This window comes from Allobosea caraganae (genome assembly GCF_003351345.1).
Lineage (GTDB): Bacteria > Pseudomonadota > Alphaproteobacteria > Rhizobiales > Beijerinckiaceae > Allobosea > Allobosea caraganae.
Genome location: NZ_QQTO01000042.1, coordinates 37,504 through 51,032 on the forward strand (window position 1 = coordinate 37,504; position 13,529 = coordinate 51,032).

17 protein-coding genes are annotated in these 13,529 nt (G+C 62.3%); 8 read left to right on the forward strand and 9 right to left on the reverse strand.

Features of this window, described 5'->3' with window-relative positions:
• Positions 1–16: 16 nt before the first annotated feature.
• From DWF00_RS28430 to DWF00_RS28435, 3 genes are all read right to left on the reverse strand, one after another.
• Entirely contained in the window at positions 17–940 is a 924-nt protein-coding gene (locus DWF00_RS28430; protein WP_114830925.1) for a manganese catalase family protein, read from the reverse strand.
• Between the two features lie 127 nt (positions 941–1,067).
• Positions 1,068–1,484 carry a hypothetical protein gene (locus DWF00_RS29245; RefSeq protein WP_147283752.1) on the reverse strand — a complete coding sequence of 139 codons (417 nt, stop codon included), beginning with the start codon at positions 1,482–1,484 and terminating at the stop codon, positions 1,068–1,070.
• A 3-nt stretch (positions 1,485–1,487) separates the two neighbouring features.
• On the reverse strand, positions 1,488–1,769 hold the full coding sequence (locus tag DWF00_RS28435; RefSeq protein ID WP_147283751.1) for a hypothetical protein: 282 nt from the start codon (positions 1,767–1,769) through the stop codon (positions 1,488–1,490).
• A 523-nt stretch (positions 1,770–2,292) separates the two neighbouring features.
• Between DWF00_RS28435 and DWF00_RS28440 the strand changes: the two genes are divergently transcribed.
• Both DWF00_RS28440 and DWF00_RS28445 read left to right on the forward strand, forming a co-directional pair.
• Positions 2,293–3,198 carry a hypothetical protein gene (locus tag DWF00_RS28440; protein WP_114830923.1) on the forward strand — a complete coding sequence of 302 codons (906 nt, stop codon included), beginning with the start codon at positions 2,293–2,295 and terminating at the stop codon, positions 3,196–3,198.
• A 36-nt stretch (positions 3,199–3,234) separates the two neighbouring features.
• Positions 3,235–3,750 carry a YciE/YciF ferroxidase family protein gene (locus DWF00_RS28445; RefSeq protein ID WP_114830922.1) on the forward strand — a complete coding sequence of 172 codons (516 nt, stop codon included), beginning with the start codon at positions 3,235–3,237 and terminating at the stop codon, positions 3,748–3,750.
• Positions 3,751–4,303: 553 nt separating this feature from the next.
• Here DWF00_RS28445 and DWF00_RS28455 read toward each other — a convergent pair.
• Entirely contained in the window at positions 4,304–4,759 is a 456-nt protein-coding gene (locus tag DWF00_RS28455) for an ABC-type transport auxiliary lipoprotein family protein (protein ID WP_245974381.1), read from the reverse strand.
• Between the two features lie 438 nt (positions 4,760–5,197).
• Between DWF00_RS28455 and DWF00_RS28460 the strand changes: the two genes are divergently transcribed.
• Complete coding sequence (locus DWF00_RS28460; RefSeq protein ID WP_181832774.1) at positions 5,198–6,022, forward strand: MipA/OmpV family protein; 825 nt, start codon at positions 5,198–5,200, stop codon at positions 6,020–6,022.
• A gap of 534 nt (positions 6,023–6,556) precedes the next feature.
• Here DWF00_RS28460 and DWF00_RS29630 read toward each other — a convergent pair.
• Entirely contained in the window at positions 6,557–7,087 is a 531-nt protein-coding gene (locus tag DWF00_RS29630) for a response regulator (RefSeq protein WP_114830918.1), read from the reverse strand.
• Positions 7,088–7,180: 93 nt separating this feature from the next.
• Here DWF00_RS29630 and DWF00_RS28470 point away from each other — a divergent pair, with 93 nt between their 5' ends.
• The 3 genes from DWF00_RS28470 (at position 7,181) to DWF00_RS28480 (ending at position 8,780) form a co-directional block, all read left to right on the forward strand.
• Positions 7,181–7,891 (forward strand): Crp/Fnr family transcriptional regulator, encoded by a 711-nt coding sequence (locus DWF00_RS28470; RefSeq protein ID WP_245974383.1) that lies wholly within the window; start codon positions 7,181–7,183, stop codon positions 7,889–7,891.
• A gap of 142 nt (positions 7,892–8,033) precedes the next feature.
• The gene (locus DWF00_RS28475) at positions 8,034–8,348 is read left to right on the forward strand and encodes a DUF6894 family protein (protein ID WP_114830916.1); all 315 of its coding nucleotides are present in this window, start codon (positions 8,034–8,036) and stop codon (positions 8,346–8,348) included.
• Positions 8,349–8,426: 78 nt separating this feature from the next.
• On the forward strand, positions 8,427–8,780 hold the full coding sequence (locus tag DWF00_RS28480) for a response regulator (protein WP_114830915.1): 354 nt from the start codon (positions 8,427–8,429) through the stop codon (positions 8,778–8,780).
• On the opposite strand, the gene DWF00_RS28485 is transcribed toward DWF00_RS28480, so the two are convergent.
• The 4 genes from DWF00_RS28485 to DWF00_RS28500 form a co-directional block, all read right to left on the reverse strand.
• A complete protein-coding gene (locus DWF00_RS28485) occupies positions 8,777–9,772 on the reverse strand; it encodes a sensor histidine kinase (protein WP_245974385.1) in 996 nt (331 codons plus the stop codon). The genes DWF00_RS28480 and DWF00_RS28485 overlap by 4 nt on opposite strands.
• Positions 9,773–9,856: 84 nt before the next feature.
• The gene (locus DWF00_RS28490; protein ID WP_114830914.1) at positions 9,857–10,684 is read right to left on the reverse strand and encodes a transglutaminase-like domain-containing protein; all 828 of its coding nucleotides are present in this window, start codon (positions 10,682–10,684) and stop codon (positions 9,857–9,859) included.
• A gap of 274 nt (positions 10,685–10,958) precedes the next feature.
• Positions 10,959–11,714: a hypothetical protein gene (locus DWF00_RS28495; RefSeq protein WP_342769149.1), complete on the reverse strand. Its 756-nt coding sequence runs from the start codon at positions 11,712–11,714 to the stop codon at positions 10,959–10,961.
• Positions 11,671–12,399, reverse strand: a complete 729-nt coding sequence (locus DWF00_RS28500) for a DNA polymerase III subunit epsilon (protein ID WP_245974387.1) — start codon at positions 12,397–12,399, stop codon at positions 11,671–11,673. Before DWF00_RS28500 ends, DWF00_RS28495 begins: the two co-directional genes overlap by 44 nt.
• 201 nt (positions 12,400–12,600) lie before the next feature.
• Here DWF00_RS28500 and DWF00_RS28505 point away from each other — a divergent pair, with 201 nt between their 5' ends.
• Positions 12,601–12,840, forward strand: a complete 240-nt coding sequence (locus DWF00_RS28505) for a DUF2171 domain-containing protein (RefSeq protein WP_114830911.1) — start codon at positions 12,601–12,603, stop codon at positions 12,838–12,840.
• Positions 12,837–13,505 carry a dienelactone hydrolase family protein gene (locus tag DWF00_RS28510; RefSeq protein ID WP_147283749.1) on the forward strand — a complete coding sequence of 223 codons (669 nt, stop codon included), beginning with the start codon at positions 12,837–12,839 and terminating at the stop codon, positions 13,503–13,505. The genes DWF00_RS28505 and DWF00_RS28510 overlap by 4 nt, the downstream gene beginning before the upstream one ends.
• Positions 13,506–13,529: the final 24 nt, after the last annotated feature.

A 13,529-nucleotide genomic window follows, 5' to 3' on the forward strand; every position in this document is an offset into this window, starting at 1 on the left:
GGAGCGCTCAGCAGCTTCAGCGCGACGCCTTGTAGAGCTTGGTCGCGATCTCGAACATTTCCTCCGGCGCGTAGTCGGGGGTGAAGGCTGAGGGAACACCGGTTAGCTGGTGGATCTTGCCACCTTCGGGAGCACCCTCGACGACTTCGAGCTCTCCTGGCGGATCTCCGGGCAGCGCCGTCTCGCCATTGCCCCAGAGGCCGGAGATGCCGCGGTAGTCGTTCGGGCTGAACGTGTAGAGCCTGCGGTGCGAACCCTCCTGGAGGTATTTCTGGCACTCCGGAATCTTGTCGAGGTTGATGTTAGGCGTCGGCAGCATCTTCTCGATCTCGACGCCGGTGATCTGCTTCAGGGCCAGCGCATAGGCATGGGCATGAACGGAGCCGCGCACCAGCAGGTAGCCGCAGACCTCCCGCCCGGTCGGATCGGTCAGCGTCTCGTAGACGCGTAGCTTGTGCAGCCGGGCGCCGCATTCCAGATGGAAATTATGCAGAAGGTCGGTGACGAGGTTGCCGGTCGTCGTGATGAAGTCGTTGTTCCACGACGCGCCGTTGCCGTTCGTCGGCGTGGCGCCGCCGGCATTCGAGAGGAAGGCCGAGGCCAGCCGGATGTCCTGCATCGCGTTGTAGGGCGCCTTCGAGATATCCCCGCCATCGCCCTCGTCGCCGTCGTTGTCTGGGCCATTGTTCAGCATGGCCACGCCGTTGCTGACGAGCTCGACATGGCCGATTTCCTCGGCCGTGATGCTGGCGACAAGATGGTAGAACGGCTTGAGCTTGTCCTTGCTACGGAAATTGAAGCTCTGGAACATGTAGTTCCCGAGCGTCGACATCTCCCCGTATTTGCCGCCGAGCAATTCCTGGAGAGCGGCGGCGGCGTTGGGTTCTTTTTTCTTCGGTGCGGGAAGTTCTGTCTGTAGTTTGTCGATGCGCATAAACATTGATATTTCTCCGGTTAGCCCCAGCCTCGGAGTAGTGGCGGTCTACAATTCGTCTCATATTGGGGAGCCGGCCGACCTTTATTGCTTCGAGCGTGTTCTTCTGACGCAGCAACGACAGCGCAATCCCCTATCTTCGCGGAGAGCCCCTAAACCAAAAGACGGCGGCCGCCGCTGCTGCTGCGGTGACCGCGCCAGAGGCTCCGGCCGCCAGTGCCATCGAGCGGCGCTTACCGCGGCTGCGATAGGGTCCGGCGGTCGAGGGGGCAGATCGGCTGACGAACTGTGCCGGTCTGTTTGGCCGCCCTGCAATTATCCGCGCCGCTCCGATCGCCACTATTGCCAGTACCAACATGCCACCGGCGATGGTCAGGCTTGCCGCTGTTGGCCCGTATCGAAACAGCAGCCACGCATAGGCAGCATTTAGCACGTAGCGGCCAGCGAAGATAACAAGCAGACCGCTGAAGCTGATAAGGCCGTAAACGATCGCCTTGCGTTTCAGGGCCGTCGTGGCCTCGGCCATCAGATATGCGAACAGCCCGCCCACGACCTACTTTGCCGCCCAGAAGCCGATCACCACACCGATCCCGACCGCCCATCCCAGCGCCCGCATCGGCCGCGCACGAATCTCGCTTTCCAGCATTTCCTGGAACTCGCCGACGCGCTCGCCCGCTGCCTCTGACATTTGATTTGTATCGACACCCATTGCCTTCAGATTGGCCGTGATGCCGCTCTCTCCGGTCTGTTTCTCTTTGTCCCCGCCGCCGCTTTCGGCATTTTGAGACATGGCTTTGAAGCCCGTCGCCTGCGACGATTCGTGGCCGTTTTCCATGGAAATCTCCTTGAATGGCTCCGAGAGCGAAGCCATTGCAGCCCTAACGGGTGGTCTCTCGTCCTGTTCCGTCGCGAGTGAGGGTGAACGCTCCCAATCTTTCGAGAGGGCAACGCGATTGACCTCAGGAACGGTGCCGCGGGCGCTGACGGGCGTGGCGCCGCTCGCTGGTGGCAGGGCGCTGTTGGGCACATGCGCTACTCTCAATCGCTGAGTTCTCGGATCCCGGCATTCGGGCGCCTTTTGGCGAAGCCAGGATTGGTGCCCACGGCGGAGGGACGCTCGGCTTTGGTGATGCCCCTCGACTGAGCCCAAAAATCGTCATCGCGTACTGCCACCGCAGTGTGTGCAAGGCATACCTGCGGGCCCACCGCTCGTTGTCGGGGTTCGATTAGGAACTGACGCGTCCAATTGTACCGTTAGGAACCGATCGGCAATCCGGCAGTTGCACTAAGATCGAGCGGCCAGAGGGCCGCCTGCAATGCGTACGCCACGCTGGCGTCGCCCTTAAAGCAAAACCCTCATGACAGACTATACTTCCCGGGGCGTCGCCGACGCGACGACCGCACGCGCGTCCTCCGCTGTATCCTGGGGTGCGGTACTGGGAGGTGCCGTCGTCAGCGCGTCTATCTCCCTGATGCTCCTCGCCGCAGGCGCCGGGCTCGGATTTACCTCGATCTCGCCCTGGACGAACGCAGGCGTCACGGCCACCACGTTCGGCATCGCCGCAGTGATCTGGCTGGCCATCATCCAACTCATCTCTGCGGGCGCAGGTGGCTACCTCGCCGGCCGCCTTCGCACCAAGCGCGTCGGCCTCCATACCAACGAGGTCGCCTTTCGCGATACCGCGCATGGCTTCCTCGCCTGGGCGGTTGGCTCGATCGTCGGTGCCGTGCTGCTTGCCTCTACCGCTTCGGCGATCATCGGCGGGACCGCTCGCCTGGGCGCCACTGCCGCGTCCGGCGTCGGTTCGGCCGTATCCAGCGCAGCGAGCCAGGTGGCGGGGCGCGTCGAACTCTCGAACCTCGACCCCTCCGCTTACCTGACCGATACTCTGTTCCGCACCGATCGCCCGGCGCCGTCGTCCACGGATGCCGCCCCGGCCCGTGCCGAGGTCGGCCGCATCATCGCCATGAGCATCCGAAACGGCGAAATCACGCCTGCTGACAAGGCCTATGTCACCAACGTCATCGCGGCCCAGACTGGCATCAGCCAGCCAGACGCCGAGAAGCGTATCAACGACGCCATCGCGAAGGCCAAGGAGACGGCCGCCAAGGCCGAGCAGACCGCACGCGAGACGGCCGATGCGGCTCGCAAGGGCGCTGCCTCCCTCGCATTGGCCACCTTCATCGCGATGCTGATGGGCGCCCTCGCTTCAAGCTACGGCGGCACCGTTGGCGGCCGTGCCCGCGACAAGTTCGACGTCTGATCCACGCCTACAACCCCCAAGCACTGGAGATTACCAATGGCCACGACCACTTCCCCGAAGCCGCTCGACGAACTCTTCCATGACATGCTCAAGGACGTTTATTACGCCGAGAAGCAGATCCTGAAGGCCCTGCCCAAGATGGCGAAGGCGGCCAAGTCGCCCGAGCTGAAGAAGGCCTTCGAGGCTCACAAGGCCGAGACCGCCGAGCAGGTCGAGCGCCTCAGTCAGGTGTTCGAGCTGATCGGCAAGGCCCCGCGCGCCAAGACCTGCGATGCCATCCTAGGCATCCTCAAGGAAGGCGAGGCCGTGATGGAAGACTACGGCGATAGCCCCGCCCTCGATGCCGGCCTCGTCGCCTCCGCGCAGGCGGTCGAGCATTATGAGATGGCTCGCTACGGAACCCTGAAGGCCTGGGCGACCCAGCTTGGCCACAAGGACGCCGTGACGCTCCTCGACGAGACGCTTGCCGAGGAGACCAAGACCGACAAGATGCTCACGCAGCTCGGCGGGCCTGCCAATTCGGCGGCTGTAGCCGTCGCCAAGGCCGCATGATCATCATCCAATAAAGAAAGCCCGCCGAGCAGCACTCGGCGGGCCGACTCAACGGTTCGACAGTGCCCGTCAATCGACGAGCCTTACGCTCGGGACATGACCCCGCGACCCTATCATCCCGAATAATGACGACGAGGCTTGGCGCGGATAAACGTCCGCTAGTGAAGTGACAGCGATGCGGGGGACCATAACCTCATCCCGGACCTGGCATCCGTCTCCGGGAGCGTCCACGGCTCTATGAGCTCCCCGTTTGGCGACAGGAAGCGCTCGATGTATCCGAAATCCCCGCGGCCATCGTAGAAGAAGCACACTTTCCAGCCGTCGCGGGCAGGAAGGATCACGAAATGTGCGTAGTTCCCATGCTTTGGCGGGGGCGCTGCGCTCGTTGCCACTTCAGAAAGGCACTGGGTTTTCATTTCGCTACCTGCACAGAGCTGCCGAGCAATCTTTCATTGCGGCTCGGAGGGCAAGCAAAATCAGGATGAGTATTTGCAGCAAATGAGTGGGCGGCGCCTGTGAGGCGTGACCATGAGGTTCGTCCGGCAGGGAGATATCAGGAGGTCCAGCGGGCAATCTGGATGAGAACGAGCGATAGCGCCCGGTCAAGCGCCTGTGCGGCCCCCGGGCCATCGGCGGCCCCCGCCGGCACCCGCGCCTGGAAAAGTTTCGCGCGCTGGATGTGGCCTGTCTTGTCGGCGACGATTTTGGCGGTGATCTCAACAATGGCACTGCCGGAGGCGGCCTCAATGTTGAATGCGCGGATATCCGTATTGAGTTGGTAGTCGGGCACGATGCGTTGGCCGGGTCGGCTGACCGACGCAATGCGGCTTCCATTCTCGATGGTCTGGATCAGGCGGGTTTGCACCAGTTTGGGCACCCGGTCTGCCCATTGCGCGCCACCCAGGAACGTAAGAGCCCCGGTCGAATCTTTGACAATCACTCGGTCGGAATCAAGCGCCTGCACCGTGGTGGGCTCATTGACGACGACCGCCGCGCGCGTGCCCTTCAACTTGCCGAAATCTCCCGGCGCCGAAAGGTCGAAGGTTGTTGGTATCGCACCCCCGCCACAGCCTGCGGCACTGAGTGAAATGGCCAAGGCCAGTAGGGAATTAGAGCGGAGTGTTCGCATCAATTGGACTAGCTCGATCTACGATAATGAAGCAGTTGGAGACAGTTTCCGATGCGGCGGAGGCCAACTAGGACGTCAAGGCCAGGACCGCCACGATGGTAAGCGCCGCGCTTATCATGAAGAGCGTCCAACAGCGCCAAAACATTCTCACGGTAGTTCGACCTCACAGACCGGGGATAACGATTCCTATGCCTTACTGTTCCTGCCGGAACGATATGAATTGGCCAGGGTTGATGAGTGGAGATGCTGGCAATGTTACCTGGGAGCCATCTGGGAAACATATCGATTGGCATCGATACAACCACTGGAGCCGATAATTTGTCGAAGTTCTTGAGAATTCCGTTCGCCGGTTATGCAGCACTCGCAGCGACTTCCGTGGGCGCTGTCGCTGCCGACCGGGTCGCATTGCCGTACGTTCAGCCAACCTCTGGCTGGATTGTGTCGATCGGCGGGACGGCAAGGCTCGGCCCTGAGTACCTCGGCTCAAGCAAGTTTGGCTTCTCTGGCTCGCCCTCGCTGAGCTTCCGTCGTCAGGGTGAGACGCCAGCGTTTAGCGCTCCTGAGGATGGCCTGGACTACGCGCTTCTACAGACCCAATCCTTCAGCTTCGGACCGGTGGCAAAATTCCAGTCGGGTCGATACAGCGGCAGCGATAACAAGCTGTTCGGGCTAAGAGACGTGCCCTGGACAGTCGAGGCCGGCGCCTTTGTCGAGTTTTGGCCTATTACGGACAGGCTGCGCACCCGCTTGGAAATTCGCCAGGGTTTCCACGGCCATCATGGTCTTATTGCCGACGCATCCGCCGATTGGGTCGAGCGGATTGGCGCTTTTACTCTGTCGGGTGGTCCGCGGCTTTCATTAGCAAACGGCTCGTACATGGATCGCAACTTTGGCATCTCGCCAGTGGAAGCAGCGATCAACGGGGTGGTCACCCCGTTCCGGGCGAAGGGTGGGCTTAAGTCCGTCGGCGCCGACGCTGCGCTCGACTATCAGTGGTCTCGGGTTTGGACGACGCGCACGTTCGTAAAATACGAGCGTTTGGTCGGGTCTGCTGACAATTCACCGATTGTGCGAGCCATCGGCGAGCGGAACCAGTTCACTTTCGGCGTTGGAGCGACCTATTCGTTCGCTTGGGGCGGATGAGTAACACACTGCCATTTCGATTTCTCCGATGAGGTACATCTAGTTGGACAGCGGCAACAATGACATTTCCAAACCGGCTGTCGCGAGATATCGGCCTTTGCACGGCTTCTTGAAGCTAATGGTCGAGGCTGACTCGTCCCGGTCTTCCCTCAGCCGCATCCGAGCCGGGACAATCCTTCTCATGACGCTCGCCGCTTTCGGAGCCGCCGGGTATTTTGTGCCAGTCCTTCTGCTGCGATATTTCTAGGGCGCCGCCGTGCTTTTCCTGTGCGGTCGGCTTAATCGCCTATGAAAGACAGCCCCTACCAGATCGACTTGCCCCTGCTGCGCCTGGTCCGCAGCTCAGGCAACGCCAACGATCTCTTCAAGGCAGTCCGCAAGGCGCACCCCCGACGCCAAGAAGAACGACATCGTCCTGTTGGCGTTTGGCGTCATGATCGCGCAGTCGCGGACCGTTCAGGTCGCGGCGCGGAGGCTTCGTGCCGTGGCGATGGAGAACCGAGGGTCGGATCACTAGAACAGGTCGCCCCTAGCTCAGAAGCAGGCTAGCTCGATAGCGTTGACGATGCGGCTCGTTCCGGCGGGCTTCTCCAGCCACAGGCCGTTGCGGAAGACGGAATCAACCTCTGGCTCAAGGGGCGACGTCCCGGAGAATACGACGAACGGGATGGCCTTCGCGAACAGGTGCTTCGCGACCTGGATGCTCGATCCATCGGACAGGCCGATGTCCAGGACGACAACGTCGGGGGTGTTGGCGCTCAGCCAGTCCAAGGCTTGGGCCCTGGATGCGAACGTCGCTGGGACGTCGTAGCCGGCGTCCTTGAGTATCCCCTCGATATCCATTGCCACGATCGGCTCGTCCTCAAGGACAAGCACGGATCTTTTCGGTCCCATCACCATCGAAAGCCCGTCCCGTCCAGGGCTTGCCGCAGCCGGTTTCGACACGAGGATATAGTCGGCGCGTTCGTCATCTATCGTACAGAATATCGTATAATCGCCGTACGGTAAAGGACCGAATTGCAATTTTAACACTTTTGTATTGTAGTGATATGTTGTAGCGCACATTCCGTGTGTAATATTCCAAGAGAAATGACGCTCTTGTCCTTTCGGAGAAGAGCTAAAATGCAATCCAGCCGACCATACACTAGAAATCGACTTTTGAGATTCCTCAGCGAGGACGATTTCGCTGAGATTTTCGAACTACTCGAACTTGTCGATCTGCCCAAGCTCACCTCTCTCTCCGAGGCTAACGAGACAGACGGCCACAGCTACTTCATCGAGACAGGCGTAGCATCGATCATCGCCGTGTCTCCCGGGGGGCGCCGAGCGGAGGTTGGACTGTTCGGAAGTGATGGCATGACGCCATCTGGGCTGATGATCGACGCCGGCCTAAGCCCGTTCCAAGTGATCATGCAGATCCCGGGCGCAGGACATCGCATCCACAGCAAGATACTCGCGCGCGTGCTTAGGGATCGGCCCGCGTTCCTAATGCTGCTGACGCGCTATGCTCATACGCTCGCCGTCCAGACGGCCTATACGGCCCTGTCGAACGCCGTGCACACCGTAGACGAGCGCCTCGCGCGGTGGATACTCATGTGCCACGACCGTTGCGAGGGAGACACGGTCTCGCTGACGCACGATTTCCTCGCCGTCTTGCTGTCGGTCCGGCGCCCCAGCGTGACGACCTCTTTGCATACCCTCGAAGGTCGCGCCCTTATACGGTCCGAGCGCGGGATCATCACGATCGTTGATCGCCCGGGCCTCGCAGCCTTCGCCGCAGATGCCTACGGAGTTCCAGAGGGGGTCTACGAAACATTGTTGAACGGCGGTCCGCCATCCAAGCTCCCGGCGGTGGCGGCTGGTCGCTAGGATTCCACTCTATCTCCAACCGACCGATGCGCCTTCAGGGCAGGTAGTCTGCAACGGCCCGGTGGGTTCGTACGCTGACAGACGGGAACTGCTCCTCCATTCCACGGTTCGAAGAAATGGGGGGCCCATCAGGTAAGCGTTGATGCCCAAGTTCACGATAACAATCGACGCCGGCGATGGCCCCGAGCAGTTCGACGAAGCGATCGAGTTTCCAGATATCAAGGCAGCTACCGACGACGCTCAGATCGCCCTGGCCGAGATGGTCCGGGACAAGCTTCCCAACGGCAAGCAGGCCGACTTCGGGGTAAAGGTCGAGGACGCGGACGGCAAGCAGGTCTACCAGGCCGAGATGCACTTCACGGCGAGGAATGAGGACGATATCGCCGAGGCTGAAGCGGATGCAGACGCAGCCGCGAAGGATGTCGCATCAAGCATTCGCGGCGAGTTTCGCAAATGATGTGTGTTCCGTTCAATTTGTAGGCAACCAATCCAATCGGGGGCAGTTCACTACCCTAGACCTAACCGAAAGCTCGCCATGACAAAGACCATTCTGGTCGTCGAAGACGAGCCCATCATCCGCATGAACGCTGTCGCCATGATCGAGGACGCCGGATTCGTCGTCATCGAGGCTTCCAATGCCGACGATGCCATATTGCATCTGGAAGCCCGGCCGGAGATCCGAGTCATCTTCTCCGACATCGAGATGCCCGGATCGATGGACGGGCTGAAGCTGATCCACCTCGTACGACGCAGATGGCCACCGGTCATCCTCATCCTCGCGTCAGGGCGCGTCTCGCCGCTCGTCGACGACATGCCCTCGGAGACGGTGTTTCTAAAGAAGCCTTATGGCCAGGACGACCTGCTCAAGGTCCTCGCCTCAGTCCACTAGCTGGCGAGCTTCTCCGCCTTCAAGCGCAGCGTGACGATCAAGCCATCCTCGGACCAGTCGTAATTTATCGACCCGCCAAGCTGGCCGCCGACACTTCGCTCGACGAGGCGGCTACCGTAGCCGGTCGGCCGTTCGCCGACGCTGACCTTCGGACCGCCGCGCTCGGTCCATATGATCCGTACTTCGTCGCCCTCGCTGGCGCCCGAAATATCGAGATGTCCGAGTTCAGACGACAGCGCCCCGTACTTCAGGGAGTTGGTCGCGAGTTCGTGGATGACGAGGGCGAGCGTCGTTGCGGTGTTCTCGCCGACGCCCATGCGCGGAACGGCCACCCGGATGCGGCCACTGAAGGCTCCGGTGTCCTCATATGGCGACAAAAGGATCGCAACCAGGTCCCCGAGCAGCGCGGCCGTGCCCTGATGGCCGGGAAGCGGCCGCACCAAATCATGGGCGCGGCCCAGAGCCGCGAGGCGACCCGTGAGATCGGTCGCCATTTCCTTGGCCGTCGTCGTCGATCGGGAGGTGAGTTGCGTCAGGCCCATGGCGATGGCGAGCAGGTTCTTGACGCGGTGGCTCATCTCGCCAGCCAGGAGCTCATGGCCTTCCTCGGCCTGCTTACGTCCGGTGACATCGAGGAAGATGCCGTAGGCCAGTCGATCGTGCAGCCCCGAGTCGTCGCCGATGCCGCGGGCCGAGATCCAACGGATATCCTCGCCGATGATGATGCGGAAGTCGATCTCATAGGCGCCGATGATAGCGCGGGTCGCAGTAAAGGCCGCTCGGACCCTATCCCGGTCCGCCGGGTGGATGCGGGCCGACAGGTCCTCGAACCTCACGGTGCCGTTCTGCGTGACATTCCACAGCTCGAAGCCTCGATCGTCCATCGAGAAGGCGTCGGTCTCGACGTTCCATGACCACAGGGCGACACCAGCGGCGCTGATCGCGCGGCGCAGGCTGCTGGCGTCCCAAGACTGGGGATTGCTTTTTGGCACCGGTACGCTCGCTGGGCTGCGGAAACTGCCTTCTAGAGGGTAACGCCGCTGAAACATATTCCGCATGCGGCCAAACTCGGTGGTTCAAGCCGCGACGACCTCATCGGTGGTGACCTCGAACCGCTGGAGGATGTGCGGACCGAAGGTGTGGATCATTGGGATGTCGGCGGCGTCCCGGCCCCTGGCGACAAGGATGCGGCCGATCCGCGGCATATTGTGACGCGCGTCGAAGGTGTACCACTGGCCGTCGAGGTATGCCTCGAACCAAGCGTTGTAATCCATTGGTGCGGGGTCGCGGGGCACGCCGATGTCGCCCAGGTAGCCGTTGCAGTAGCGCGCGGGGATGTTCATGCAGCGACAAAAGGCGACCGCGAGATGCGTGAAGTCCCGGCAGACGCCGACGCCCTCCGCCAATGCCTGGGCGGCGGTTCGTGTGCTTCGCGCCGACTGGTAATCGAACCGTAGCTGGGCGTGCACGTAGTTGCAGATCTGTTGGACGCGGTTCCAGCCAGGGGCGTAGTTGCCGAATAAGCCCCATGCGGTTGCCGAAAGCTCGTCGACCTCACAGTAGCGGCTCGACAGCATGTATTCGAAGACCTCGGACGGCAGGTCGGCGGGGAACACTTCCCGAGCGTCGTGATCGAAATGGTCGGGCTCGCCCAGGTCCCGGATGATCATGTCGTTGGTCAATTGAACGCCTCCGCACGGCACGACAAGACGGCGGCAGCGGTTGCCGAAGCCGTCCGTATATTCGGCGGTCGGGACGTCGCTGCCGTCGTTAAGGGCTTTCACAGCCGTTCTCGGAGTGCTCCCCCGGTCGCCATCGCGGCTTGGATGGGGGTCGAGAAGCAACAACCCGGGCGTCGGCTGGTAGGTGACGATCTCGATCCGATAGCCGACGCGTATGTCCATCGCAGACGTCCTCGCGAGTAATCACCGCAAACCCGAGGAAAGGGCGGTAGTTCCGCGCGGAATGACGAGATTTTAGCCGCGTCTGATGAGTTTTCAGGCGCTCGCATCGCCCCCCTCTCGCCCGATCGATGAGGAGCCACGAACCACGCGTGGGCCGCGCCCAGTGCCGCCGCCGGCCAGCGGCCCACCCGCACGATGTACGGCTGGCAATCATGTCTCCCACGCTTTTCATGCTACGGGGAGAGGACCGGAAATCGCGAAGGGTCGGGCAGCCTCAACGCAGCAGTCGCTCGGCGTCGAAAGCATCCCAGCCGTCCAGATCGGGCGACCGACTGTCCGTTCCGTCGGTCCCAGCATCGCTGACCTTTGAATCGACCTTATTGGCCCGCGCGAGCGCGGCCTTGCCCGCAGCCCGCCGACGATTCTCGGCGCTCACCTGTGCGTCCTCTTCCCGCCAGATGGTCGGCAGGTCGCCGTCGAGGATCGTCTCGATGTGCCGCGGATCGAAGACGTGGAAGGTCACGGCCCTGGCGCGTCCACGAAGCTTGACGGTGCGTGTCCCGGCGCTTTGCAGCCGACCATCGCCCAGCCACTTGTGACGCTCGCGCGAGGAGATCGCCAGAACGTCCTCGACCTCGCTCGGCAGCAGGGGCAGTTCCGGAAGCGCGTCCATCGCTGTCGAAATGCGTTCCCTGGTGCTGGCGAACGCAGTGGCGTCGCCTTCCGGCATCGAGAGCACGACGCGTCCAGCTTCGACCGTCAGGTGCTTTCTCGAGTTCCAGGAAAGACGGCGCCGCAGCTCCCGTTCGATGCCCTTGGCCCTGACCGACGAGCCGAGCGTCACGGAGGACGGAAGCGCCCATTCCGCGATCAAAGGGAAGGAATCATGTGCCATGTGCAGCGGGCCGGCTTCGCCTAAGCTCCGGTGGGTTTCGTATTGAACCGCACAGAGCGAGCCGCGTTCCGGGCCGACCCCGCTGCGCTCATCACAACAAGCGCGTCTGGATCGGTGAAGCTGGCTCAGCAACACGGAGTTCTCCCCGCCGCCTCAGCTCCGTATCCGCGCTGAAACGGATGTCGATATCGCGATCCTTCGCCAGCGCGTGCAGCGCAACCTCGGAAACCTGATCCCACCCCTTACCGCGGTCCTGACCGGACGGGACGCGCGGCAGGAGCCCGGGTTCGCCGCTCCAAAGCAGCAATTGATCGAGAGGTGCCTCGTTCAGCATGTCGCGCAGATGGTGGGCGGTGACATAGGCGTCGGGCATGGCGCGATGGGCTGGAAGGCCGAGCTCGTGAATGAGCCCTTCCGGCATGCGCTGATAGCGCAGCATCTGGTTCGAGAACCGCGGCAGATCGGGCCACAGTCGCAGGGCGCATTTCCAGGTGCAGATCCAGCGTGCGCCTCCCGTAAGCGATGGGGTGCAGTAGCGCATCTCGAAGCCGGCGCGATGGGCCGCCAGCGCGACGACGCCGCCTTCCGGGCGCAATACGGACGGAGCGATCTGCTTCCAGAAAGGAGCGCCTGCCACGTCGACATCGCGGATATGGTGGACGGCCATCGTGTCGGCGGAGATCGCTCGACCAGGATTGACCAGGAGCGCACCCCGCTGATCATCGACGCGCCAGCGCCCGTCCCGGCCGCGCGCGACGTCCTGCCATCCAATCTCGCAGACGTCGTGCGGTCCGCCTCCGGCGGTCTCCAGGTCGATCACTCTGACGCGTTCACTCGGCATCGGCCTTAAATCAGCATCCGGTTCGACCAGAACAAGTCAGCAGGCTTCGCTTAAACACGCGACAGCGGCTTCGAGAATGCACGCAAGACTCACCGGCACACGCCTTCGACGGTCTCATGCTCGGAACTTCCCGGTCCCGCTCCGGTTGCCGCAGCGGAGCATTCAGCACGGGAGCCGATCATGATGTTCGTTGAGCAGATCAAGGAAGGGCAGAAGGTCATCGGCGCGGATGGCGGCCATGTCGGCACCATCGACGGCCTGAGCGGACAGCTTCTCAAGCTGAAGAAGAACGACCCCGACTCCGGCGGCGCGCACCACTATCTCGACCTTGGCCTGGTCGTGGCTGTTGAGGGCGATACGATCAGGTTGATCGTACCGGCGGCCGAGGCCAAGGAGCGGTGGTCAGAGGCTGCCGAGTGAGAAGTATCGATCGTCGAACTTTTCTCGGCGCCGTCTGCATGGTGGGAACGGCAGACCGGTCAACGGCTCAGTCCTCTATCGGCGTAGACCGTTTCGGCTCGGCGGGATCGACCGTCTACCTGCTGCATGGCTCCGATGGCCTGACCAATGCCAGTCGTTATCAATTCGCGGCTCAGACGATCGCCAACGCCGGTTACACGGTGCTACTGCCGCGCTACTTCGAAGCGACCGGCGACAGCCGCGCTCGCTACGGTGACATCCGGGCGAAGTTCCCTACCTGGCTGCGGACGCTCGAGAGCATCCTCTCGGAGCCCTCGCCCGGGACGGAGCCGGGGCGCATCGGGCTGGTCGGCTTCTCGCTGGGGGGCGCCCTGGCGCTAGCTCTCGCTACGCGCTCGCCCCGGGTTCGAGCCGTCGTCGATTTCTTCGGCTTCGCGCCGGACGGCCTCGGCTGGGGGCTCAAGCTGCCACCGACGCTGATCCTGCATGGCTCCTCCGATCGGGTGGTCCCGGTGGATAATGCGGCGTCGATCGAGCGTCTGATCAGGTCGCAGGGCGGTACCGTCGAAAGCCATATCTATCCCGGTGATGGCCACGGCCTTTCGCTGGCTTCGTGGCCCGACGCAATCGGACGAACGCAAGCTTTTCTTCAGCGCCATCTCTAGTTTCTCGACCGCGTCGGACGGATC